Annotated in this window: 24 protein-coding genes and 2 tRNA genes; all 26 read left to right on the top strand. The window is 45.7% G+C overall.

Features of this window, described 5'->3' with window-relative positions; all coding sequences use genetic code 11:
- Positions 1-106 precede the first annotated feature (106 nt).
- On the top strand, positions 107-670 hold the full coding sequence (gene rnmV / locus G9F50_RS18850) for a ribonuclease M5 (RefSeq protein WP_004264696.1): 564 nt from the start codon (positions 107-109) through the stop codon (positions 668-670).
- Positions 660-1,541, top strand: a complete 882-nt coding sequence (gene rsmA, locus G9F50_RS18845) for a 16S rRNA (adenine(1518)-N(6)/adenine(1519)-N(6))-dimethyltransferase RsmA (RefSeq protein ID WP_015239023.1) — start codon at positions 660-662, stop codon at positions 1,539-1,541. The genes rnmV and rsmA overlap by 11 nt, the downstream gene beginning before the upstream one ends.
- Positions 1,542-1,713: 172 nt before the next feature.
- Positions 1,714-2,589 (top strand): sporulation peptidase YabG, encoded by an 876-nt coding sequence (gene yabG, locus G9F50_RS18840; RefSeq protein ID WP_004264691.1) that lies wholly within the window; start codon positions 1,714-1,716, stop codon positions 2,587-2,589.
- Between the two features lie 211 nt (positions 2,590-2,800).
- A complete protein-coding gene (gene veg, locus G9F50_RS18835; protein ID WP_003218330.1) occupies positions 2,801-3,061 on the top strand; it encodes a biofilm formation stimulator Veg in 261 nt (86 codons plus the stop codon).
- Positions 3,062-3,223: 162 nt separating this feature from the next.
- Positions 3,224-3,412, top strand: coding sequence for a small, acid-soluble spore protein, alpha/beta type (locus G9F50_RS18830; protein ID WP_011996172.1), 189 nt, complete (start codon positions 3,224-3,226; stop codon positions 3,410-3,412).
- A gap of 143 nt (positions 3,413-3,555) precedes the next feature.
- Entirely contained in the window at positions 3,556-4,425 is an 870-nt protein-coding gene (gene ispE, locus G9F50_RS18825; RefSeq protein ID WP_007409927.1) for a 4-(cytidine 5'-diphospho)-2-C-methyl-D-erythritol kinase, read from the top strand.
- Positions 4,426-4,480: 55 nt separating this feature from the next.
- Entirely contained in the window at positions 4,481-5,338 is an 858-nt protein-coding gene (purR, locus tag G9F50_RS18820; RefSeq protein ID WP_004264666.1) for a pur operon repressor, read from the top strand.
- Complete coding sequence (gene ridA / locus G9F50_RS18815; RefSeq protein WP_004264663.1) at positions 5,335-5,715, top strand: 2-iminobutanoate/2-iminopropanoate deaminase; 381 nt, start codon at positions 5,335-5,337, stop codon at positions 5,713-5,715. The genes purR and ridA overlap by 4 nt, the downstream gene beginning before the upstream one ends.
- A gap of 195 nt (positions 5,716-5,910) precedes the next feature.
- On the top strand, positions 5,911-6,204 hold the full coding sequence (spoVG, locus tag G9F50_RS18810) for a septation regulator SpoVG (RefSeq protein WP_004264660.1): 294 nt from the start codon (positions 5,911-5,913) through the stop codon (positions 6,202-6,204).
- Positions 6,205-6,395: 191 nt separating this feature from the next.
- Complete coding sequence (gene glmU, locus G9F50_RS18805; RefSeq protein WP_060561978.1) at positions 6,396-7,766, top strand: bifunctional UDP-N-acetylglucosamine diphosphorylase/glucosamine-1-phosphate N-acetyltransferase GlmU; 1,371 nt, start codon at positions 6,396-6,398, stop codon at positions 7,764-7,766.
- A 21-nt stretch (positions 7,767-7,787) separates the two neighbouring features.
- Positions 7,788-8,741, top strand: a complete 954-nt coding sequence (locus tag G9F50_RS18800) for a ribose-phosphate diphosphokinase (RefSeq protein ID WP_007409928.1) — start codon at positions 7,788-7,790, stop codon at positions 8,739-8,741.
- 84 nt (positions 8,742-8,825) lie between these two features.
- Positions 8,826-9,434, top strand: a complete 609-nt coding sequence (locus tag G9F50_RS18795) for a 50S ribosomal protein L25/general stress protein Ctc (protein ID WP_011996173.1) — start codon at positions 8,826-8,828, stop codon at positions 9,432-9,434.
- An 84-nt stretch (positions 9,435-9,518) separates the two neighbouring features.
- On the top strand, positions 9,519-10,085 hold the full coding sequence (gene pth, locus G9F50_RS18790; protein WP_025650338.1) for an aminoacyl-tRNA hydrolase: 567 nt from the start codon (positions 9,519-9,521) through the stop codon (positions 10,083-10,085).
- Positions 10,086-10,146: 61 nt separating this feature from the next.
- Positions 10,147-10,377 carry an anti-sigma-F factor Fin gene (gene fin / locus G9F50_RS18785; RefSeq protein ID WP_004264650.1) on the top strand — a complete coding sequence of 77 codons (231 nt, stop codon included), beginning with the start codon at positions 10,147-10,149 and terminating at the stop codon, positions 10,375-10,377.
- Between the two features lie 69 nt (positions 10,378-10,446).
- Positions 10,447-13,980, top strand: coding sequence for a transcription-repair coupling factor (gene mfd, locus G9F50_RS18780; RefSeq protein ID WP_060561977.1), 3,534 nt, complete (start codon positions 10,447-10,449; stop codon positions 13,978-13,980).
- Between the two features lie 136 nt (positions 13,981-14,116).
- Complete coding sequence (spoVT, locus tag G9F50_RS18775) at positions 14,117-14,653, top strand: stage V sporulation protein T (RefSeq protein WP_004264646.1); 537 nt, start codon at positions 14,117-14,119, stop codon at positions 14,651-14,653.
- A 168-nt stretch (positions 14,654-14,821) separates the two neighbouring features.
- A complete protein-coding gene (locus tag G9F50_RS18770) occupies positions 14,822-16,402 on the top strand; it encodes a putative polysaccharide biosynthesis protein (RefSeq protein ID WP_060561976.1) in 1,581 nt (526 codons plus the stop codon).
- Positions 16,392-17,867 (top strand): bifunctional methyltransferase/pyrophosphohydrolase YabN, encoded by a 1,476-nt coding sequence (gene yabN / locus G9F50_RS18765; RefSeq protein ID WP_060561975.1) that lies wholly within the window; start codon positions 16,392-16,394, stop codon positions 17,865-17,867. The genes G9F50_RS18770 and yabN overlap by 11 nt, the downstream gene beginning before the upstream one ends.
- A 1-nt stretch (position 17,868) precedes the next feature.
- On the top strand, positions 17,869-18,129 hold the full coding sequence (locus G9F50_RS18760) for an RNA-binding S4 domain-containing protein (protein WP_007409934.1): 261 nt from the start codon (positions 17,869-17,871) through the stop codon (positions 18,127-18,129).
- 78 nt (positions 18,130-18,207) lie between these two features.
- Positions 18,208-18,510 carry a sporulation protein YabP gene (yabP, locus tag G9F50_RS18755; protein ID WP_004264638.1) on the top strand — a complete coding sequence of 101 codons (303 nt, stop codon included), beginning with the start codon at positions 18,208-18,210 and terminating at the stop codon, positions 18,508-18,510.
- The gene (gene yabQ / locus G9F50_RS18750) at positions 18,507-19,142 is read left to right on the top strand and encodes a spore cortex biosynthesis protein YabQ (protein WP_025284087.1); all 636 of its coding nucleotides are present in this window, start codon (positions 18,507-18,509) and stop codon (positions 19,140-19,142) included. The genes yabP and yabQ overlap by 4 nt, the downstream gene beginning before the upstream one ends.
- A 17-nt stretch (positions 19,143-19,159) precedes the next feature.
- Positions 19,160-19,537, top strand: coding sequence for a cell division protein DivIC (gene divIC / locus G9F50_RS18745; RefSeq protein WP_004264632.1), 378 nt, complete (start codon positions 19,160-19,162; stop codon positions 19,535-19,537).
- A gap of 80 nt (positions 19,538-19,617) precedes the next feature.
- Positions 19,618-20,004: a S1 domain-containing RNA-binding protein gene (locus G9F50_RS18740; RefSeq protein ID WP_004264630.1), complete on the top strand. Its 387-nt coding sequence runs from the start codon at positions 19,618-19,620 to the stop codon at positions 20,002-20,004.
- A 157-nt stretch (positions 20,005-20,161) separates the two neighbouring features.
- Positions 20,162-20,238 (top strand) — tRNA-Met (locus tag G9F50_RS18735).
- A gap of 9 nt (positions 20,239-20,247) precedes the next feature.
- Positions 20,248-20,319: transfer RNA gene (locus tag G9F50_RS18730), tRNA-Glu, on the top strand.
- A gap of 209 nt (positions 20,320-20,528) precedes the next feature.
- The gene (gene spoIIE / locus G9F50_RS18725; protein WP_007409936.1) at positions 20,529-23,018 is read left to right on the top strand and encodes a stage II sporulation protein E; all 2,490 of its coding nucleotides are present in this window, start codon (positions 20,529-20,531) and stop codon (positions 23,016-23,018) included.
- Positions 23,019-23,059: the final 41 nt, after the last annotated feature.

The following is a 23,059-nucleotide window of genomic DNA, read 5'->3' as shown; positions in this document are numbered from 1 at the left end:
CTCTGTTTTTTTCGTTATAATAGGTAAAGTGTATTTTCAGTATATTAGACGTGACATGTAAGCAAAGGTTTCGTTTTGGATATAAAAAGTTTTTTTGGAGGAAGTAATGAAAATTAAAGAAATTATTGTAGTCGAGGGACGCGATGACACTGCGCGCATAAAACTTGCCGTTGATGCGGATACGATCGAGACAAACGGTTCCGCAATCGGAGACGAAGTCATCAGACAGATTCGGCTGGCGCAGGAAACGAGAGGGGTCATCGTACTGACGGACCCGGATTTTCCGGGGGAAAAGATCCGGAAAACCATTTCTGAAGCAGTACCCGGCTGTAAACACGCATTTCTGCCCAAACATCTTGCCAAACCGAAAAACAAGCGCGGCATTGGCGTTGAGCACGCATCCATTGAAAGCATCAGAGCATGTCTGGAAAATGTGCATGAAGAGATGGAGGCAAAGCCGAGTGAGATTTCAGCTGAAGATGTCATACAGGCCGGTCTGATCGGCGGACCGGCTGCCAAAAGACGCCGCGAACGATTGGGCGACCTGCTGAAGATCGGCTATACAAACGGCAAGCAGCTTCAAAAACGGCTGCAAATGTTTCAAATCAAAAGAAGTGATTTTATTGATGCGCTCGATGCTATGAGGCAGGAGGAACAGGATGAACAATAAAGATATCGCGACACCTATCAGAACGAAGGAAATTCTGAAAAAGTACGGTTTCTCTTTTAAAAAGAGTCTGGGACAGAATTTCTTAATTGATACAAATATATTGGACAGAATTGTAGACCATGCGGAAATTACGGATCGGACCGGAGTCATTGAAATCGGGCCCGGAATCGGCGCGCTGACAGAGCAGCTTGCCAAACGGGCGAAAAAGGTCGTCGCGTTTGAAATTGATCAGCGCCTGCTGCCCATTCTCAATGATACGCTGTCTCCATATGACAATGTAACGATCATTCATCAAGATGTGCTGAAAGCAGACGTTAAATCTGTCATTGAAGAGCATTTTCAGGATTGTGATGAAATTATGGTGACGGCGAATCTCCCATATTATGTGACGACGCCGATCATCATGAAGCTTTTGGAAGAACATCTTCCGTTAAAAGGAATTGTCGTGATGCTGCAAAAAGAGGTCGCTGAGCGGATGGCCGCTGATCCTTCCTCTAAGGAGTACGGATCGCTTTCCATTGCGGTTCAGTTCTATACGGAGGCCAAAACCGTCATGACAGTCCCGAAAACGGTGTTTGTGCCTCAGCCTAATGTCGATTCCGCGGTTATCCGGCTTTTACTGCGTGACGGCCCGGCGGTTGACGTCGATAATGAACCGTTTTTCTTCCAGCTGATTAAAGCAAGCTTCGCACAGCGCCGGAAAACCTTGCTGAACAACCTTGTGAACAATCTTCCGGGCGGAAAAGAGAAAAAAGCTCAAATTGAAGAAGTTCTTCAAGAAACGAATATTGACGGAAAGCGGCGCGGTGAATCCCTGTCCATAGAAGAATTCGCGCTCCTGTCCAACGGATTGCATAAAGCCCTTTTCTAAGAGGGCTTTTTGTTTTGCGTCACCACTTGGACTGCCGCTACATAGGCTAGAGGAGAACCTTATTCATTCAACTGCAAGAAAAGCTTGAAACATCAAGCGCCGCAGCGGAAAGAGGTGTATTTGCCAAGACTTCTTTCATGATGAGGCTTAGTCTATTTGTGGAGTGGGTAACGTGCAATTTCAAATAGGAGATATGGTAGCCAGGAAATCCTATCAAATGGATGTTTTATTTCGCATTATCGGTATAGAGCAAACAAGCAACGGAAATTCAATTGCCATCCTGCATGGTGACGAAGTCAGATTGATTGCGGATGCTGATTTTTCTGATTTGGAGCCTGTCAGAAAAGACGAACAGGCCATGAGAAAGAAAAGAGATGAAAGCAGGATGAATGAATCTCTCGAGCTGCTCCGCCAGGATTATAAGCTGCTTCGGGAAAAACAGGAATATTATGCGACAAATCAATATCAGCATCAGGAGCACTACTTTCATATGCCCGGAAAGGTATTGCATCTGGACGGCGATGAGGCCTATTTGAAAAAGTGCCTGAACTTTTATGAAAAAATCGGTGTGCCGGTATACGGAATTCATTGCCATGAGAAAAAAATGCCGGCATCAATTGACGAGCTGCTTGATAAATACAGGCCGGATATTTTAGTCATCACCGGCCATGATGCATATTCCAAGCATAAGGGAGGCGTGAACGATTTAAGCGCCTACAGGCATTCCAAACACTTTGTCGAAACCGTTCAAAGAGCGAGGCGTAAAGTCCCTCATTTGGATCAGCTGGTCATATTCGCGGGGGCCTGCCAATCTCATTTCGAGTCTTTAATCAGAGCGGGCGCGAATTTCGCAAGTTCTCCGTCACGCGTCAATATCCACGCGCTTGACCCGGTATATATTGTCGCGAAAATCAGCTTCACTCCGTTTATGGAGCGGATCAATGTATGGGATGTCCTGAGAAATACGCTGACGAGAGAGAAAGGGCTGGGAGGAATTGAAACGAAGGGTGTGCTGCGTGTCGGTATGCCGTATAAATCAAATGGATGAGTGATAAAACCCGCATATATTTCGCTATGCGGGTTAATTATTTTACATATTGATACATAAATTTCCGGAACTTGTGAAAAATAACGCAGAAATCAATAGAATTTTGTCAAAATAATTTTGTTGACAATGACTTATTAACGTTGATATAATTTAAATTTTATTTGACAAAATTGGGCTCTTGTTGTACAATAAATGTAGTGAGGTGGATGCAATGGCGAAGACGTTGTCCGATATAAAAAGATCGCTTGATGGGAATTTAGGTAAACGGCTTACGTTAAAAGCAAACGGCGGCCGCCGAAAAACGATTGAGCGTTCGGGCATTTTAGCTGAGACGTACCCTTCTGTTTTTGTGATACAACTAGATCAAGACGAGAATTCGTTTGAAAGAGTTTCATACAGTTATGCTGATATTCTGACTGAGACTGTTGAATTGACATTCAATGACGATGCGGCAAGCTCAGTAGCATTTTAATGGGCAGTGAACCTTTTGTTTACTGCTTTTTGTTTTGCCTTCTAAAGCTCTTCTAATTATTCCCTCGAAAGTTTCAGCCGATTAAACGGAAGCTATAAGTGTCACATGTTTTATCGTGGCGTGCACGAATGGTGATCAATTCTATAAAAGGGGTTGTTTCGTTTGGGCAGACGTCGTGGAGTTATGTCAGATGAGTTCAAATATGAGTTGGCGAAGGACCTTGGTTTTTACGATACGGTGAAAAACGAGGGCTGGGGAGGCATTCGGGCGCGTGACGCCGGGAATATGGTAAAGCGCGCGATTGAGATTGCCGAACAGCAGATGGCGGCTCAGAACCAAAATAACCGATAATGCAGTGGCCCGGGGGACAATCCGTTCCCCGGTTTTTTCTATCGGCTGTCAAAACCGGCGTCAATTTCGGATAAGTACCTCCGGGTCTCCAAATGTGATACAATGTTCATACTTATGTTTAGATGGAGAAGTAGGTGAAAGCTATGCGTATTTTAGAAAAAGCGCCGGCCAAAATCAATCTGTCCCTCGATGTGACGAGTAAACGCCCGGATGGTTATCACGAAGTGGAGATGATCATGACGACAATTGATTTGGCAGATCGGATTGAACTGACAGAACTGCCCGAAAACGTTATCAGAGTGGCGTCGCATAATCGCTTTGTTCCGGATGATCAAAGGAATCTGGCTTATCAGGCAGCCAAACTGCTTAAAGAACGGTTTCAAGTCAAAAAAGGCGTTTCCATTATGATTACAAAAGTGATCCCTGTAGCGGCAGGGCTTGCCGGCGGAAGCAGCGATGCGGCAGCCACGCTCAGAGGGCTGAACAGGCTTTGGGATTTAAAGCTTTCTGTCGAAGAGCTCGCGGAGCTTGGAGCTGAAATCGGTTCAGACGTGTCCTTCTGTGTATACGGAGGCACTGCTCTGGCAACCGGACGCGGTGAGAAGATCAGGCACATCAGTGCTCCGCCTCATTGCTGGGTCGTGCTCGCCAAACCGACGATCGGGGTGTCGACTGCCGAAGTGTACCGCCGGCTGAACTTACAGCAGGTTCGGCATCCTGATGTGCAGGCGATGATTGACGCGATTGAAGAAAAAAGCTTCCAAAAGGTATGCGGACAATTAGGAAACGTATTGGAGTCGGTTACGCTCAGCCTCCATCCCGAGGTGGCGATGATTAAAAATCAAATGAAACGCTTCGGCGCTGATGCGGTGTTAATGAGCGGAAGCGGACCGACTGTATTCGGTTTGGTTCAATACGAATCGAAAGTGCAGCGGATTTATAACGGGTTAAGAGGTTTCTGTGATCAAGTGTACGCGGTGCGGATGATCGGCGAACAGAATGCTCTTGATTAAATCCGTATGTTAAGTTATATTATTTTTAAATTATTCGGATTTTGGGGGTAAGTTCATGAAGTTTCGTCGCAGCGGCAGATTGGTGGACTTAACAAATTATTTGTTAACCCATCCGCATGAATTAATACCGTTAACGTTTTTCTCAGAACGGTATCAATCAGCAAAGTCATCAATCAGTGAAGATTTAACGATTATTAAACAGACCTTTGAACAGCAAGGCATTGGGACGCTGCTTACAGTGCCGGGAGCTGCCGGAGGCGTCAAATACATTCCGAAAGTGAAACAGGCTGAAGCAGAAGCGTTTATACAGGAGCTGGGACAGTCTTTAGTAAATCCTGAGCGTATCCTTCCGGGCGGTTATGTATATTTAACGGATATCTTAGGAAAACCATCTGTCCTCTCTCATGTAGGCAGGCTTTTTGCTTCCGTTTTTGCGGAGCGGGAGATTGATGTGGTGATGACCGTTGCGACAAAAGGAATCCCTCTTGCTTACGCAGCGGCCAGTTATCTGAACGTTCCGGTTGTCATCGTGCGAAAAGACAATAAGGTGACGGAAGGCTCCACGGTGAGCATCAATTATGTATCAGGGTCGTCTAACCGCATTCAAACGATGTCGCTTGCGAAAAGAAGTTTGGCTACGGGTTCGAACGTTTTGATTATTGACGATTTTATGAAAGCCGGCGGCACCATTAACGGCATGATCAGCCTGCTTGATGAGTTTAACGCAAACGTTGCGGGAATAGGCGTCTTGGTTGAAGCCGAGGGAGTGAATGAACGGCTTGTCGATGAATACATGTCACTGCTCACGCTTTCAACCATCAATATGAAAGACAAAACGATTGAGATTCAAAACGGCAATTTTCTGCGATTTTTTAAAGAACAGCATTTAAAGAATGGGGAGACAGAAAAATGACAAAAGCAATCCATACAAAACACGCGCCGGCAGCGATCGGGCCATATTCACAAGGAATCATCGTAAACAACATGTTTTACAGCTCAGGCCAGATTCCTCTTACTGCTGAAGGAGAAATGGTAAACGGTGATATCACAGAACAAACGCATCAGGTGTTCAGCAATTTAAAAGCTGTGCTGAAAGAAGCGGGCGCTTCTCTCGAGACGGTTGTCAAAGCAACGGTGTTTATTGCTGATATGGAGCAGTTTGCGGAAGTGAATGAAGTGTACGGACAATACTTTGATGTACATAAGCCGGCAAGGTCTTGTGTGGAAGTGGCGAGACTGCCGAAAGACGCTCTCGTGGAAATTGAAGTCATTGCGCTGGTGAAATCTTAAATCTCAGAAAAGTGGTTCCGGTATTCGGGATCACTTTTTTTATGCAGTATATGATCCCCAAATATGGTTTATCACCTAATTGTGTATGTATATCCTATATTTTCAAAAAAACTTTTTGAAACGTGCAGGAATTTAAAAAGAATCGTGGAATTGTTAGACTAATGCTTTTATATAGGGAAAAGGTGGTGAACTACTGTGGAAGTTACTGACGTAAGATTACGCCGCGTGAATACCGATGGTCGCATGAGAGCGATTGCATCCATCACGCTGGATCACGAATTTGTCGTACATGATATTCGTGTGATTGATGGAAACAATGGTCTTTTCGTTGCGATGCCGAGTAAACGCACCCCTGATGGAGAATTCCGCGATATTGCTCATCCTATTAATTCCAGCACGCGGGGCAAGATCCAGGATGCTGTTTTAAATGAGTATCATCGTTTGGGTGATTCTGAAGCATTAGAATATGAAGAAGCCGGGGCTTCTTAAACATAACAAAATGTAAGGACTGCTGATAAAGGCTGACACAAGGCCTTTTCCGGCAGTCCTTTTTTAAATCTGATTTTTCAGTAATAAAGCGATTACATAGAAAATTCTTGCACTTTTTGATGTCTTCTTGAAATCAACAGCTATTTAGGATATATTTTTCTATGGATAAAAGGGATATTGGAGGCCATTAAATGGATAAGCGGTTTGCAGTGATTTTAGCTGCCGGAAAAGGAACGAGAATGAAATCGAAGCTTTACAAGGTCCTTCATCCGGTATGCGGAAAGCCTATGGTAGAGCACGTCGCAGACGAAGCTCTGAAATTATCTTTAGCGAAGCTTGTCACCATCGTAGGACACGGCGCCCAAGATGTGAAGAAGCAGCTCGGACAGAAAAGCGATTACGCTCTCCAAGCAGAACAGCTCGGTACGGCTCATGCGGTCAAACAGGCAAAACCATTTCTTCACGGAGAAAAGGGTGTCACGATCGTTATTTGCGGCGATACACCGCTTCTGACGGCGGAGACGATGGAAGCCATGCTGAATGAACATACAGACAAAGGTGCAAAAGCCACGGTGTTAACGGCCGTTGCCGACGATCCCGCCGGATACGGAAGAATCATCCGCAGTGAAGACGGCGCCGTTCAAAAAATCGTGGAGCACAAGGATGCTTCGGAGCAAGAACGTCTTGTGAAAGAAATTAACACGGGAACGTACTGTTTTGATAACGAGGCTCTTTTTCGTGTCATCGAACAGGTTTCGAATGAAAATGCCCAAGGCGAGTATTATCTGCCGGATGTGATCGAAATCCTCAAAGACGAAGGCGAAACTGTTGCCGCTTACCAGACTGGTAACTTCCAAGAGACGCTCGGAGTGAATGATAGAGTCGCTCTTTCTCAGGCTGAAATGTATATGAAAGAGCGTATTAACAAACGGCATATGCAGAACGGAGTCACTTTAATCGATCCGATGAATACGTACATCTCACCTGACGCACGTATCGGACAAGATACAGTTATTTATCCCGGAACTGTGTTAAAGGGACAAGCTGAAATCGGCGACGAATGTGTCATCGGCCCTCACACTGAGATAGAGGACAGCTCAATCGGCAGCCGCACTGTGATTAAACAATCCGTTGTCAATCGCAGCAAAGTTGGGAATGATGTAAATATCGGTCCTTTTGCTCACATCAGACCCGATTCCGCAATCGGCAATGAAGTGAAGATCGGAAACTTTGTTGAAATCAAGAAAACACAATTCGGCGACCGGAGCAAAGCATCTCATTTAAGCTATATCGGTGATGCCGAAGTGGGCACGGATGTGAATCTGGGCTGCGGCTCCATCACGGTCAATTATGATGGGAAGAAAAAGTATTTAACCAAAATTGAAGACGGCGCCTTTATTGGCTGCAACTCCAATCTGGTCGCTCCTGTTACAGTGGGAGAAGGCGCGTACGTCGCTGCGGGTTCAACCGTAACTGAAGATGTGCCGGGCGAAGCGCTTGCCATTGCCAGAGCAAGACAAGTAAATAAAGAAGATTATGTGAAAAACATTCATAAAAAATAATCCTAAAATCGGAGGTTTACCATGTCTAACGAATACGGAGATAAGAATTTAAAGATTTTTTCTTTGAATTCAAATCCAGAACTTGCAAAAGAAATCGCGGATAATGTAGGGGTTCAATTAGGAAAGTGCTCTGTTACAAGATTCAGTGACGGAGAGGTCCAGATCAACATAGAAGAAAGTATTCGCGGCTGTGATTGCTATATCATTCAGTCTACAAGTGCGCCGGTCAACGAGCACATCATGGAATTGCTGATTATGGTTGACGCTTTAAAGCGCGCTTCCGCGAAAACAATCAACATTGTCATTCCGTACTACGGTTATGCGCGCCAGGACAGAAAAGCAAGATCGCGTGAACCGATTACGGCAAAACTTTTTGCAAACCTGCTTGAAACAGCGGGTGCGACACGCGTGATCGCGCTTGATTTACACGCGCCGCAAATTCAAGGTTTCTTTGATATTCCGATTGACCACTTAATGGGTGTTCCGATTTTAGGCCATTACTTTGAAGGTAAAGACTTGAAAGATATCGTTATTGTTTCTCCTGACCACGGCGGTGTGACGCGCGCCCGCAAACTTGCGGATCGTCTGAAAGCGCCGATCGCGATTATCGACAAACGCCGTCCTAGACCGAATGAGGTAGAAGTGATGAACATCGTCGGTAACGTGGAAGGTAAAACAGCGATTCTGATCGATGATATTATTGATACGGCAGGCACAATCACACTTGCCGCTAACGCGCTGGTTGAAAATGGAGCTGCAGAAGTGTATGCATGCTGTACGCACCCTGTACTGTCAGGTCCTGCCGTTGAGCGGATCAATAACTCTAAAATCAAGGAGCTTGTCGTAACGAACAGCATTAAGCTTCCTGATGAGAAAAAAATCGAACGCTTTAAGCAGCTTTCTGTCGGACCGCTTCTGGCTGAAGCGATTATCCGCGTTCACGAGAAACAATCTGTCAGCTATTTATTCAGCTAAACCGAAATTTCAAGGTTTAAATCCCAGTTATTGTGGGTATTGTTCTAATAGGACGATAAAACGATAATTAGGATGGTGCTGAATATGGCAACTTTAAAAGCAAATGAAAGAACAGATTTTAAACGTTCGACGCTTCGGAAAATCCGTCATTCAGGACATGTTCCAGGGATTATATACGGTAAAGAAATAACGAATACGCCTGTCTCTTTAGACAGTGTCGAATTGCTTAAAACATTGCGGGACGAAGGAAAAAACACGATTATCACAATTGATGTCAACGGAAATCAGCAATCGGTTATGGTGACTGATCTTCAGACAGACCCGCTCAAAAACGAATTGACGCACGCCGATTTTCAAGTCGTGAATATGAGTGAGGAGCTGGAGGCCGAGGTGCCGATTCAGCTGACGGGAGAGGCGAAGGGAGTCAAAGACGGAGGCGTCATCCAGCAGCCGCTGCATGAGCTTTCGATTAAGGCTAAGCCGAAGGACATCCCTCAGACAATCAATGTTGATATTTCCGGGCTTGAAATGAATGATGTGCTGACCATCGCAGATCTGACTGCTGACGGCAATTATACATTTACAAACGACCCGGAAGAAGTCGTGGCTTCCATCCTTCCTCCTAAGCAGGAAGCATTCGAAGAAGATGCAGAACCGTCTCCTGGGGAAGAGCCCGAAGGAGAAAATCAATAAGCGCTTTAAGACGTAACCCGCCCGAGGTTACGTCTTTTGTGCTAGAATGAGAAGAATTACAGCGATGTTGAGGGAGGATTTACGATGCTTGTGATTGCCGGTCTCGGTAACCCGGGAAAAACCTACGAGAACACGAGACATAATGTCGGCTTTATGGCCATTGACGAGCTTTCTAAAGAATGGAATATTGAATTGAATAAAACGAAATTCAACGGACTTTACGGAATGGGGTTTGTTTCCGGAAAAAAAGTTCTACTTGTTAAACCGCTTACATATATGAATTTATCAGGGGAATGTTTGCGGCCGCTACTGGATTATTATGATGCCGATCATGAAGATCTGAAAGTCATATACGATGACCTTGATCTTCCGACGGGGAAAATCAGGCTCCGGACGAAGGGGAGCGCAGGCGGACATAACGGAATTAAATCGCTTATACAGCACCTCGGAACCCCTGAATTTGACCGGGTCAGAATCGGAATCGGCCGCCCTGCTGGCGGAATGAAAGTCGTTGACTATGTACTGGGAGCTTTTACGAAGGAAGAAGCGCCGCATATCAATGATGCCGTCTCAAAAACTGTAAAAGCCTGCGAAGCTTCCTTAACGAAACCATTTTTAGAAGTCATGAACGAATTTAATGCAAATGTATAAGATAAATAATGGGAGACCATACTAGGGAAAAATGATTTTTTCACATCAGGAGGTCCAACGTATGGCTTTGCATTATTTCTGCCGCCACTGCGGCTTTAAGGTAGGGAGCCTGGAATATTCGACGGTGCCGACACAGTCACTTGGATTTCAGCACTTAACAAATGAGGAAAGAAACGATATGATTTCATATAAAGACAATGGAGATGTCCATGTTCTTACAATTTGTGAAGACTGCCAAGAGGCGCTGGAACGCAATCCACACTACCATGAACACAACACATTTATTCAATAAGAAGCTTTGGTGTAGATTCTAGACCAAAGCGTTTTTCTGTTCTTGCAGAAAATAGAGAGGAGGGCCCATATGGACAACATTCAAACCTTTATTAAAGAAAGCGATGATTTTAAATCCATTGTCAACGGTTTACATGAGGGGCTGAAGGAACAGCTGCTTGCGGGTCTGTCAGGTTCCGCGCGTTCTGTTTTTACCTCCGCCCTTGCACAGGAAACGAAAAGGCCGATTTTCTTTATCACCCATAATTTATATCAGGCCCAAAAAGTGATGGAAGATCTGACGGCGCTTCTCGGGGATCAATCTGTTTTTTTATACCCCGTGAATGAATTGATTTCTTCAGAAATTGCGGTAGCGAGCCCTGAACTGCGCGCTCAGCGGCTTGATGTCATTAATAGATTAACAAACGGAGAAGCGCCGGTCGTTGTGGCGCCCGTTGCGGCAGTGAGAAGAATGCTTCCGCCGAAGGAGCTGTGGAAAAGCAGCCAGCTCGTCATTTCACTCGGAGATGAAATAGAACCGGATCAGCTGTCCGCGCGCCTTGTAGAGGTGGGGTATGAGCGTTCCGATATGGTTTCTGCACCCGGTGAATTCAGTATTCGCGGAGGAATTATCGACATTTATCCGCTGACGTCGGAGCATCCGGTGCGAATTGAACTGTTTGATACGGAGGTCGATTCCATCAGAAGCTTCAATTCTGATGACCAGAGATCAATTGAGACGCTCAAACATGTGGCGATCGGACCGGCGAAGGAATTGATCATCAGGGCGGAAGAAAAAGCCCGGGCGATGGAAAGGCTCGATAAAGGGCTTGCCGACAGTCTGAAAAAGCTGAAGCAGGACAAACAAAAGGAAATGCTTCATATCAATATCTCACATGATAAAGAACGGTTATCAACGGGACAGACTGATCAGGAACTTGTGAAGTATCTCTCGTACTTTTACGAAAAACCTGCTAGTTTGCTAGATTATACACCGGCAGACACGTTGTTACTGTTAGACGAGGTCAGCCGCATTCATGAAATGGAGGATCAGCTGCAAAAAGAAGAGGCCGAATTTATGACAAGTCTGCTCGAGGAAGGGAAAATTCTGCATGACATTCATTTATCCTTCAGCTTTCAGGAGCTTATGAGCGAAAAGCGGCGCCCGGCTATTTATTATTCATTATTTTTGCGTCATGTCCAGCATACAAGCCCTCAGAATATTGTGAATGTGACAAGCCGGCAGATGCAGAGTTTTCACGGGCAGATGAATGTGCTCGCAGGTGAAATGGAGCGCTTTAAGAAATCAAACTTCACCGTCGTCTTTTTAGGCGCAAATAAGGACAGAACCGACAGATTGGCATCCGTGCTGGCTGATTACGAAATTGAAGCCGCAAAAACGGACAGCTCCAAAGCGCTTGTGCAAGGACAGGTCTATGTCATGGAAGGCGAGCTGCAATCCGGTTTTGAACTGCCGCTGATGAAGCTGGCCGTCATTACGGAGGAAGAGCTGTTCAAAAACCGAATTAAGAAAAAGCCGAGAAAGCAGAAGCTGACAAATGCCGAACGGATCAAAAGCTATTCCGAGCTTCAGGTCGGTGACTATGTCGTCCACGTCAACCACGGGATCGGTAAGTATTTGGGGATTGAAACATTAGAAATCAAAGGCATTCATAAAGATTACCTCAACATTCATTATCAGGGCAGCGATAAGCTGTACGTCCCTGTAGAACAAATCGACCAGGTGCAGAAGTACGTCGGCTCTGAAGGAAAAGAACCGAAGCTTTATAAACTGGGCGGCAGTGAATGGAAACGGGTGAAGAAAAAAGTTGAAAACTCCGTTCAGGATATTGCCGATGATCTGATTAAGCTTTATGCGGAACGGGAAGCAAGCAAGGGCTATGCGTTCTCGCCGGATCATGAAATGCAGCGGCAGTTCGAATCTGCTTTCCCTTATCAGGAAACAGAGGACCAGCTCCGTTCCATTCAGGAGATTAAAAAGGACATGGAAAGAGAGCGCCCGATGGACCGTTTGCTTTGCGGTGATGTCGGTTACGGGAAGACGGAGGTAGCCATCCGAGCGGCCTTTAAAGCGATCGCCGACGGAAAGCAGGTCGCGCTTCTTGTGCCGACGACAATACTCGCGCAGCAGCATTATGAAACCATTATGGAGCGTTTCCAGGACTATCCGATTAACATCGGTCTTCTCAGCCGATTCAGAACGAGAAAAGAATCCAATGAAACGATTAAAGGCCTGAAAAACGGAACGGTAGACATCGTAATCGGAACCCACAGGCTTTTATCTAAAGATGTCGTCTATAAAGATCTCGGCTTGCTCATCATTGATGAAGAGCAGCGCTTCGGCGTAACGCATAAGGAAAAAATCAAACAGATCAAAGCCAATGTCGATGTGCTGACTCTTACAGCGACGCCGATACCGCGTACGCTTCATATGTCCATGCTCGGTGTGCGGGACTTATCTGTTATTGAAACGCCGCCGGAAAACCGTTTCCCTGTTCAGACATATGTCGTGGAATACAACGGGGCGCTTGTGCGGGAAGCCATCGAAAGAGAACTGGCGCGCGGAGGACAGGTATATTTCTTGTACAACCGCGTGGATGACATCGAGCGGAAGGCTGATGAAATTTCCATGCTTGTTCCCGATGCGAAAGTGGCATATGCCCACGGAAAAATGACCGAAAATGAATTGGAAAGCGTCATGCTCAATTTTCTGGAAGGGGAATCAGACGTCCTTGTCAGCACGACTATTATTGAGACAGGCGTAGATATACCAAATGTCAATACCTTGATTGTGTTCGACGGAGACAAAATGGGGCTGTCTCAGCTGTATCAGCTGAGAGGACGGGTCGGCCGTTCCAACCGCGTCGCTTATGCGTATTTTACGTACCGCAGAGACAAAGTGCTCACTGAGGTGGCGGAAAAACGGCTGCAGGCGATTAAAGAATTTACCGAGCTGGGATCAGGCTTTAAAATCGCCATGCGTGACTTGACGATCAGGGGAGCGGGGAACCTTCTCGGCGCCCAGCAGCACGGCTTTATCGACTCAGTCGGTTTTGACCTGTACTCGCAAATGCTCAAGGAAGCGATTGAAGAGCGGAAAGGCGATATTCCGAAAAGCGAACAGTTTGAGACAGAAATCGATATCGAGCTTGACGCGTATATTCCTGAAAACTATATACAAGACGGCAAGCAAAAAATCGACATGTACAAACGGTTCAGGTCAATCGCCACAATTGAGGAGAAAAATGAGCTTCAAGATGAAATCATCGACAGGTTCGGCAGCTACCCTAAAGAGGTTGAATGGCTGTTTACGGTTGCTGAGATGAAGGTATACGGAAAATATGAACGCGTCGAACTCATCAAGCAGGATAAAGACGCGATCAGATTTACCATTTCTGAAGAGGCCAGCGCACAGATTGACGGCCAGAAATTGTTCGAACTCGGCAATAAATACGGCCGGCAGATCGGACTGGGAATGGAAGGGAAAAAGCTGAAAATCTCAGTACAGACGAAAGGCCGCAAAACGGAAGAGTGGCTGGAGACCGTGCTCGGCATGCTGAAAGGCCTTCAGGATGTGAAGAAAGAAACAATCGCGTCTTCATAAAAATTGTTACTCTCTGGTGTATATTACATTTGATGTGACGGATACTAATTTCAAGCGAGTGGCGGAAGCTACATAAAGTAAAGAGCTTTAGTACTTTCCCTTAAATATCATCACATGAAAGAGAGGCACCAGAGAGATGAAAGCTACAGGTATCGTACGTCGTATTGATGATCTAGGACGGGTCGTCATTCCTAAAGAAATTCGGAGAACACTGCGAATCAGGGAAGGAGACCCGCTTGAAATATTCGTTGACCGCGACGGAGAAGTTATATTGAAAAAATATTCTCCTATCAGTGAGCTTGGCGATTTTGCGAAGGAATATGCAGATGCTTTGTATGACAGTCTCGGCCATTCCGTCTTGATTTGCGACCGTGACGCGTATATTGCCGTTTCAGGCAGTTCGAAAAAAGAATTTCTGAACAAAGCCATCAGCGATTTGCTCGAAAAAACGATGGATCAGCGCAGCTCAGTGGTAGAAAACGACGTGAAGTCCGCGCAGCTTGTTAATGACATTGATGAAGATATGAGCTCCTATACAATAGCTCCGATCGTGGCAAATGGCGATCCTATCGGTGCCGTGGTCATCTTTTCCAAGGAACAGGCACTTGGAGAAGTAGAACATAAAGCGGTAGAAACGGCAGCCAGTTTTTTGGCGAGACAAATGGAGCAGTAGGTCTTATTACCATTATTGAAATAAGAAAACGGAGAAAGAGCAGCTCTTATACAAGTGCTGTTCTTTTTCATATTCATATGTGCTCTCTATCGGTTCGGCCGTTAGGATTGTGATATAATAAGCTCGTTTTATAGACGTAATTTTCTAGCGGCTGGAAGGAGCTTTTGGATGAACGATTCAGTTGGCGCCAAGCGGCAATCGGCATGGAAAGGTGCTTTTGTGCTCGTCGTTGCGGGTATCGTGACGAAGATATTAAGCGCCGTGTACAGGGTTCCTTTTCAGAATATTGTCGGTGACGTCGGATTTTACATTTATCAGCAGGTGTATCCGTTTTTAGGGATCGCGGTCATGCTGTCAACATCCGGTTTTCCGGTTATCATCTCAAAATTAATGAACGATTATAGCGATCATAAACAAAAAATAATGAAAATTTCCGCCCTTTATGTCACGGCGGCCGGACTTGTTCTGTTTGCGCTCATGTATGCCGGCGCGGCGCCGTTGGCCGGTTTTATGGGTGACGCCCGCCTTGTGATGCTGATAAGGGTCGCGGCGTTCGCTTTCATACTGTTTCCGTTTACGGCGGTTTTCCGGGGGTATTTCCAAGGCGTGCATGATATGATGCCGTCAGCCTTATCCCAGATTACGGAACAGCTTCTTCGCGTGGCGGTGCTTCTCGGTTTATCCTTCTGGCTTTTGAAAAGCGGCCGTTCATTATACGCGGCTGGTGCGGGGGCGGCTTCGGGATCAATTGCCGGAAGCTTGGCGGCCCTTTGTGTATTGGCTGTTTTCTGGTATAAGCGGGAAGAAACCAAGAAAGACGGCGGACATATCGCAACGGCCGTCATTGTAAAAAAGCTGCTGCTTTATTCAGTCACCATCTGTATCAGCAGTGTACTCATGCTTTTGATTCAGCTTGTAGACGCCTTAAACTTATATTCACTGCTTTCAGACGGGACGGAGAGCCATGCCGCGAAACAGCTGAAAGGCATATATGACCGCGGACAGCCGCTCCTTCAGCTGGGAACCGTGTTTGCCGTCAGTATCGCCGCGTCATTGGTTCCTTCAATATCAAAAGCGGTGCATGAGAATAAGCCGTTTATCATAAAAGAGAAAGCGACATCAGCCGTCAAGCTCTGCCTTGCGGTAGGGATCGGTGCATCAGCCGGGCTTTTTTGCATTTTAGAACCGGTGAATATCATGCTTTTCCAAAACAGTGAGGGGACGCAGACCTTACAAATATTCAGCTTATCTATCTTTTTTGCCTCGATTGCGCTTACGGCAGCCGCGATTCTGCAAGGAGCGGGACATACCGTTTTCCCCGCCGTATCCGTTTTGGCGGGAGGGGCGCTGAAATGGGTGCTGAATGTTTGGCTGGTCCCCGGTTGGGGTATTACAGGAGCGGCACTGGCGACCGTCTTGGCATTTGCCGCAGTTGCGTGTCTGAATCTCCGGAGAATTTGGTCGAAGGGCTGGCTGACGAATATCGGCGGCGTGATTGCCCGTCTGTGCTGGTGCAGTCTGCTGATGGTCTTCTTTCTGCTCGTATATATGAAGCTTTGGCAGTTATTTCTTCCCGTCAGCAGGGCCGGAGCTGTATGTGAGAGTCTGTCTGCGTCGGTCATCGGAGGGCTATTGTTTATTTATTGTATGATAAGAATGAAGATTTTCACGGACGAAGAGCTGAGCGGCCTTCCTTTCGGCAGTGCTTTAAGCAAATTGAAAAAGAGGAGAGAAAAACATGGCAGGTAACATTACGGTCGTCGGCCTCGGCGCCGGAGACATGGATCAGTTGACAGTGGGCGTACATAAGCTGCTGACTCAGGCGAAGCATTTATATATAAGAACGAAAGACCACCCTTTGATTCCGGAATTAGAGCAAGAGACGGAAGCGGACATCCGGTATTTTGATGATATTTATGAAAAACATGATCAGTTTGAAGCGGTCTATGAAGAGATCGCGGACATTCTGTTTGAAAAAGCGAAGCAAGAGGATGTCGTCTACGCTGTTCCCGGGCATCCGTTTGTCGCTGAGAAAACCGTTCAGCTGTTATTTGAACGTCGGGAAGAACAACAGGCAGCTGTTCATACTGCCGGAGGGCAAAGCTTTTTGGATGCCACTTTTAATGCATTGCGAATTGATCCGATTGAAGGGTTTCAATTTACGGATGCGCAAACAATGACGCCGGATGAGCTCGAACTCCGCCATCACCTGATCATTTGCCAGGTTTATGACCAAATGACGGCCTCTGAGGTGAAGCTGACGCTTATGGAGAAATTGCCTGACGACTATGAAGTGGTCATCGTCACGGCAGCCGGAAGCAAGGGAGAAAAGATGACCAAGGTGCCTTTGTTTGAGCTTGACCGCAATGTAGAAATAAATAACTTAACAAGCGTGTATGTTCCGCCGATTAAAAAAGAAGAACTCCTTTACCAGGAATTTTCTGCATTCCGAAGTATTATTCGCGAGCTTCGCGGGCCGAACGGCTGTCCGTGGGATCAAAAGCAGACACACCAGTCATTAAAGAAATATATGATTGAGGAATGCTACGAACTGCTTGAGGCCATTGACGAAGAGGACACGGATCACATGATAGAAGAACTCGGGGACGTCATGCTTCAGGTTATGCTGCACGCCCAGATCGGAGAAGACGAGGGGTATTTCTCAATTGATGATGTCATCAGAGACATCAGTGCGAAGATGGTCAGACGGCACCCGCATGTGTTTAAGGATGTTAAGGTTCAGGATGAACATGATGTCGTCGCCAACTGGGAAGAAATCAAAAAGGCGGAAAAGCAAACAACATCCACTTCATTGCTGGATGCCGTGCCGAAAACACTGCCTTCTCTTGCAAAAGCGGCCAAGCTTCAGAAAAAAGCCGCAAAAACCGGCTTTGACTGGGATGACGTTCAGGATATATGGGATAAAGTAAATGAAGAGCTGAAGGAATTTTCCGCGGAGGCTTCCGCCGAATCAGCAGATGAAATCAGCTTAAAAGCTGAATTCGGCGATGTTTTATTTGCATTGGTCAATATCGGCCGATACTATAAAATTGAGCCTGAGGAAGCGCTCGCCATGACAAATGACAAATTTCGCAGACGCTTTGCTTATATTGAGAAAGAAGCGGCAGCAAAGGGCCTTGAATTGACCGCAATGTCACTTGAGGAAATGGACAAATTGTGGGATGAAGCAAAAGAAATGGAGAGGAGATTCTGATATGAGACTTGATAAGTTTTTAAAAGTATCCAGATTAATTAAACGCCGCACATTGGCGAAAGAGGTCGCCGATCAAGGGAGAATCACCGTTAACGGGAATCAGGCGAAAGCCAGCTCAGACGTAAAAGCCGGTGATGAACTGACGGTCCGCTTCGGCCAGAAGCTTGTCACCGTGAAGGTAAACGAATTGAAAGAAACAACGAAAAAAGAAGAAGCCGCGGGCATGTATACAATCGTCAAGGAAGAAAAACTCGGCGAATAGGCTTGTTCTAAACAAGGCTCCCGCCTCATACAATGCAGTAATAATGCTAAAAGTATCGAGGATATGGGGGCTGAATAGATGAATTCATATTATGAGCAAAAAGGTTCTTCTTCTGTTCCGGAACAGCATGATGTAACGATGAAAGGGAGAAAGCATTTAGACATTTCGGGCGTCAAGCATGTAGAAAGTTTTGACAACGAAGAGTTTTTGCTGGAAACGGTTATGGGAATGCTTTCCGTCAGAGGCGAGAACCTGCAGATGAAAAATCTTGATGTGGAAAAAGGGATTGTATCTATAAAAGGCAGGGTGTTTGACCTTGTATATTTAGACGAGCAGCAAGGGGATAAAGCTAAAGGGTTTTTTAGCAAGTTGTTTAAATGACGCTGACCACCCAATTTTATACGATGCTGGCAATGACCGGTATGGGCGCCTGGCTCGGAGCGTCGCTTGATACATACAGGCTGTTTGTCAGCCGCGCCAAAACGGCCAGATGGCTGTTATTCATTCATGACATTCTCTTTTGGATTGTACAAGGTCTGCTGTTTTTCTATGTGCTGCTCAACGTGAATGAAGGAGAACTCAGGGTATACATTTTCTTGGCTGTCTTACTGGGGATTGCGACGTACCAAAGCCTGTTTAAACGAATGTATATAAAAATACTGAAATTTGCCATTCATCTTGCGGTGTCTCTTTACCAATTCGCAAAAAAGCTCATTCAGCACGTGCTGTTCCGTCCGGTGCTTCTGCTCTTTAAGCTGCTCATCGGGCTGATCACGGTTATTTCTTTATACTCCTATCGGGTGAGTGCCTTTTTTGCGAAGTGTCTTTTTAAGATCGTAACGTTTTTGCTGTATCCGCTGATTTTTCTGTTGAAACAATTATTGAAACTTCTTCCTGAAAAGTGGCGTCTTACTTTCAAACGATATTTTCAAAAAAGTGCAGGATTTTTACAAAAGAGCAAGAAACTAATCATAACAATCAGATCGACCATGATACGTATTTTGAAAAGGTGAAAGGAGGACCGTCTGGTTTGAATCTATCTAGAGAACGTACAATAACTGAAATCCAAAACGACTATAAAGAGCAGGTTGAACGGCAATCCCAGCTTATGAAAAGAAGGCGGAAAGGGCTTTTCAGACGGTTGATCGTATTCGGCGCCCTTGTGTTGTTGACGGCTATTGTCTTAGCGGGTTCTCTGTGGTCACAGACCTCTTCCCTTAGCGCAAACGAAGAAAAGAAAGCTCAGCTGGAAAAACAAGTGAAAGAATTGAACGCGAAACAGGCTGATTTAAAAGATGAAATTTCCAAATTAAAGGATGAGGATTACGTCACAGAGCTTGCCAGAAGAGACTTGTTTATGTCAGGAAATGGTGAGATTCTCTTCAATGTAGAAAAGAAGAGCAAGTAGCCTTGTTGACACTTAAATTTTTATTTAGGTATAATTAAACAAACGATCTTTTTATAAGCCTAAGGAGGAGCACTTTTTTTATGTCGATTGAAGTTGGCAGCAAGTTGCAAGGGAAAATAACAGGTATTACAAATTTCGGAGCATTTGTTGAATTGCCTGGAGGCTCAACCGGTCTCGTTCATATCAGTGAGGTAGCCGATAATTATGTTAAAGACATTAACGAGCATTTAAAAGTCGGCGATCAAGTTGAAGTGAAAGTCATCAACGTTGAAAAAGACGGGAAAATTGGTTTATCAATTAAAAAAGCTAAAGACCGTCCGCAAGCCAGACCTAGAAATGATTTCCGTCCGAAAGAATCTTTTGAACAGAAAATGAACAAGTTTCTTAAAGATAGCGAAGACCGCTTATCATCTTTAAAACGAAACACGGAATCAAAACGTGGAGGGCGCGGAGCAAGAAGAGGATAACTTGCTGCTTTCTATAAATACATGGAGCATCCGTCTATCCCAGCGGGTGCTTTTTTTTATGCGCCATTATAGTCAGAAAATTAAAACTTCAAAGTTTCTGTTGACGGAATGAAGAAACCTTTGTATTATATAACTTGTGCTTATAAGCACCTTATATGGCGGTGTAGCTCAGCTGGCTAGAGCGTACGGTTCATACCCGTGAGGTCGGGGGTTCGATCCCCTCCGCCGCTACCATATATATCTGGCCCGTTGGTCAAGCGGTTAAGACACCGCCCTTTCACGGCGGTAACACGGGTTCGAATCCCGTACGGGTCATCAAGCGAATCGGCTTCTGTTGCAGAAGCCGATTTTTTCATATTTAGACAACTTTTTGAGAAATGTCGGAGGAAATACGAAAGGAAAGGGGAACAAGGGGGAAAGCGTCGAAGAGTTTTTTGGAATTGTTACCTTCTTTTGACAAAATCCTATCTGGGCTTTCATTTATAATGACAAGCAACGAATAAAACAGGTGGGGGATGAGAGCAATGGAAAAAGCGGAAAGAAGAGTGAACGGGCCGATGGCGGGACAAGCTCTGGAAAAACTGCAATCGTTTTTTGAAAAGGCGGCAAAGCTTACAGTCCATCAAGCGCATTCACTTTTTTTCTATAAGGGTTTCATTTATGTCGTGATCGGTTTTTTACTTGGACGGGCTTTCATATTATCTGAGGTTCTTCCGTTTGCGCTGCCGTTCTTCGGAGCGATGCTTTTGATCAGAAGAGATAAAGCCTTCTATGCTTGTCTGTCTTTACTTGCGGGCGCTTTAACCATTTCGCCGAAACACTCTTTATTGATTCTCACAGCTTTGGCCGTCTTCACTCTATTTTCAAAAATCGGTACATATATCGTGCAGGACCGGGTGAAGATGCTGCCGATCGTGGTGTTTTTCTCTATGGCTGCCGCGAGAATCGGATTTGTTTATTTTGAGAGCGGCGCTTTTACCACCTATGATTATGTGATGGCTGTTGTCGAGGCGGGCCTGGCCTTTATTTTGACGCTGATCTTTTTGCAAAGCCTGCCGATTTTCACGATCAAAAAAGTGAAGCAATCGTTAAAAATAGAAGAAATCATCTGTTTTATGATCTTGATCGCATCCGTTTTAACCGGGCTTGCCGGTGTTTCATTTCAGGGAATGCAGGCTGAGCATATCCTGGCCCGCTATGTCGTGCTGAGTTTTTCCTTTGTCGGCGGGGCAAGCATCGGCTGTACGGTCGGTGTGGTGACCGGACTGATCCTCGGGCTTGCGAATATCGGGAACCTCTATCAAATGAGTCTGCTTGCGTTTTCCGGGCTTCTTGGCGGGCTGCTGAAAGAAGGAAAGAAAGCCGGAGCCGCAGTCGGGTTAGTGATCGGCTCACTGCTGATTTCATTATATGGAGAAGGGTCTGCCGGATTAATGACCACTCTTTATGAATCTTTGATTGCCGTTGTTTTGTTTTTGATTACGCCCCAATCGATTACGAAAAAGGTGGCGCGATACATACCGGGCACTGCTGAGCACAGTCAGGAACAGCAGCAGTACGCGAGGAAAATCAGAGATGTCACCGCCCAGAAAGTAGACCAGTTCTCCAATGTGTTTCATGCCTTGTCGGAGAGCTTCGCCACCTTTCATCAGACGTCTTCCGATGAGCAGGCGGAAGAAGGGGAAGTGGATCTCTTTTTAAGCAAAATCACCGAGCATTCCTGCCAATCCTGCTATAAGAAAAGCAAATGCTGGGTTCAAAACTTTGATAAAACATATGACTTAATGAAACAAGTTATGCATGAAACAGAAGAAAAACAGTATGCCTCAAACCGCAGATTAAAAAAGGAGTTTCAACAGCACTGTTCCAAATCCAGACAGGTGGAAGAGCTGATTGAGGACGAACTTGCCCACCATCACGCCCATCTGACACTGAAGAGAAAAGTTCAGGACAGCAGAAGGCTTGTTGCCGAGCAGCTGTTGGGGGTTTCTGAGGTCATGGCGGACTTTTCTCGGGAAATAAAACGGGAGAGGGAGCAGCATTTTATTCAGGAAGAACAAATGATAGAGGCGCTTCAGCATTTTGGAATCGAGATTCAGCATGTCGAGATATACAGCTTGGAGCAGGGCAATATTGATATCGAAATGACAATCCCGTTCAGCGGAGGACACGGCGAGAGTGAGAAAATTATCGCCCCGATGCTGTCTGACATTCTTGAGGAGCAGATACTTGTCAAAAGCGAACAGCACTCGACTCATCCGAATGGCTACAGCCATGTCGCGTTCGGTTCGACCAAGTCATACCGGGTATCGACAGGCGCGGCTCATGCGGCAAAAGGCGGCGGCCTTGTCTCCGGCGACAGCTACAGCATGATGGAACTGGGGGCGAGAAAGTATGCGGCCGCGATCAGTGACGGCATGGGCAATGGGGCGAGGGCCCATTATGAGAGCAATGAAACGATTAAGCTGCTCGAAAAAATTCTCGAATCAGGTATTGATGAAAAAATAGCGATAAAAACGATCAACAGTATTCTGTCTTTACGGACGACAGACGAAATCTACTCAACTCTCGATCTTTCTATCATTGATCTTCAGGATGCAAGCTGCAAATTCTTGAAGGTCGGTTCAACGCCGAGTTTTATCAAGCGGGGAGATCAAGTTATGAAAGTGCAGGCCAGCAATCTGCCGATCGGCATCATCAATGAATTTGATGTGGAGGTTGTAAGTGAACAGTTAAAAGCGGGAGATCTGCTCGTCATGATGAGTGACGGTATTTTTGAAGGGCCGAAGCACGTTGAAAACCACGACCTGTGGATGAAACGGAAAATGAAAGGGCTGAAAACCGAAGATCCGCAGGAAATCGCTGATATATTAATGGAAGAGGTCATCAGAACGCGTTCCGGCCAAATCGAAGACGATATGACAGTGGTTGTTGTCCGGATTGATCACAACACGCCGAAATGGGCTTCCATACCGGTGCCGGCGGTTTTCCAAAATAAAAAGGAGATTTCTTAATCCATTCGTATAAATCACTTTCCTTCTGGCGAAGATGGGAC

It is taken from the genome of Bacillus sp. EKM206B (assembly GCF_011066015.1).
In the GTDB taxonomy this organism is placed as follows: domain Bacteria; phylum Bacillota; class Bacilli; order Bacillales; family Bacillaceae; genus Bacillus; species Bacillus velezensis.
Note: the sequence above shows the minus strand (reverse complement) of the source record. Positions and strands in the feature narration are given on the sequence as shown.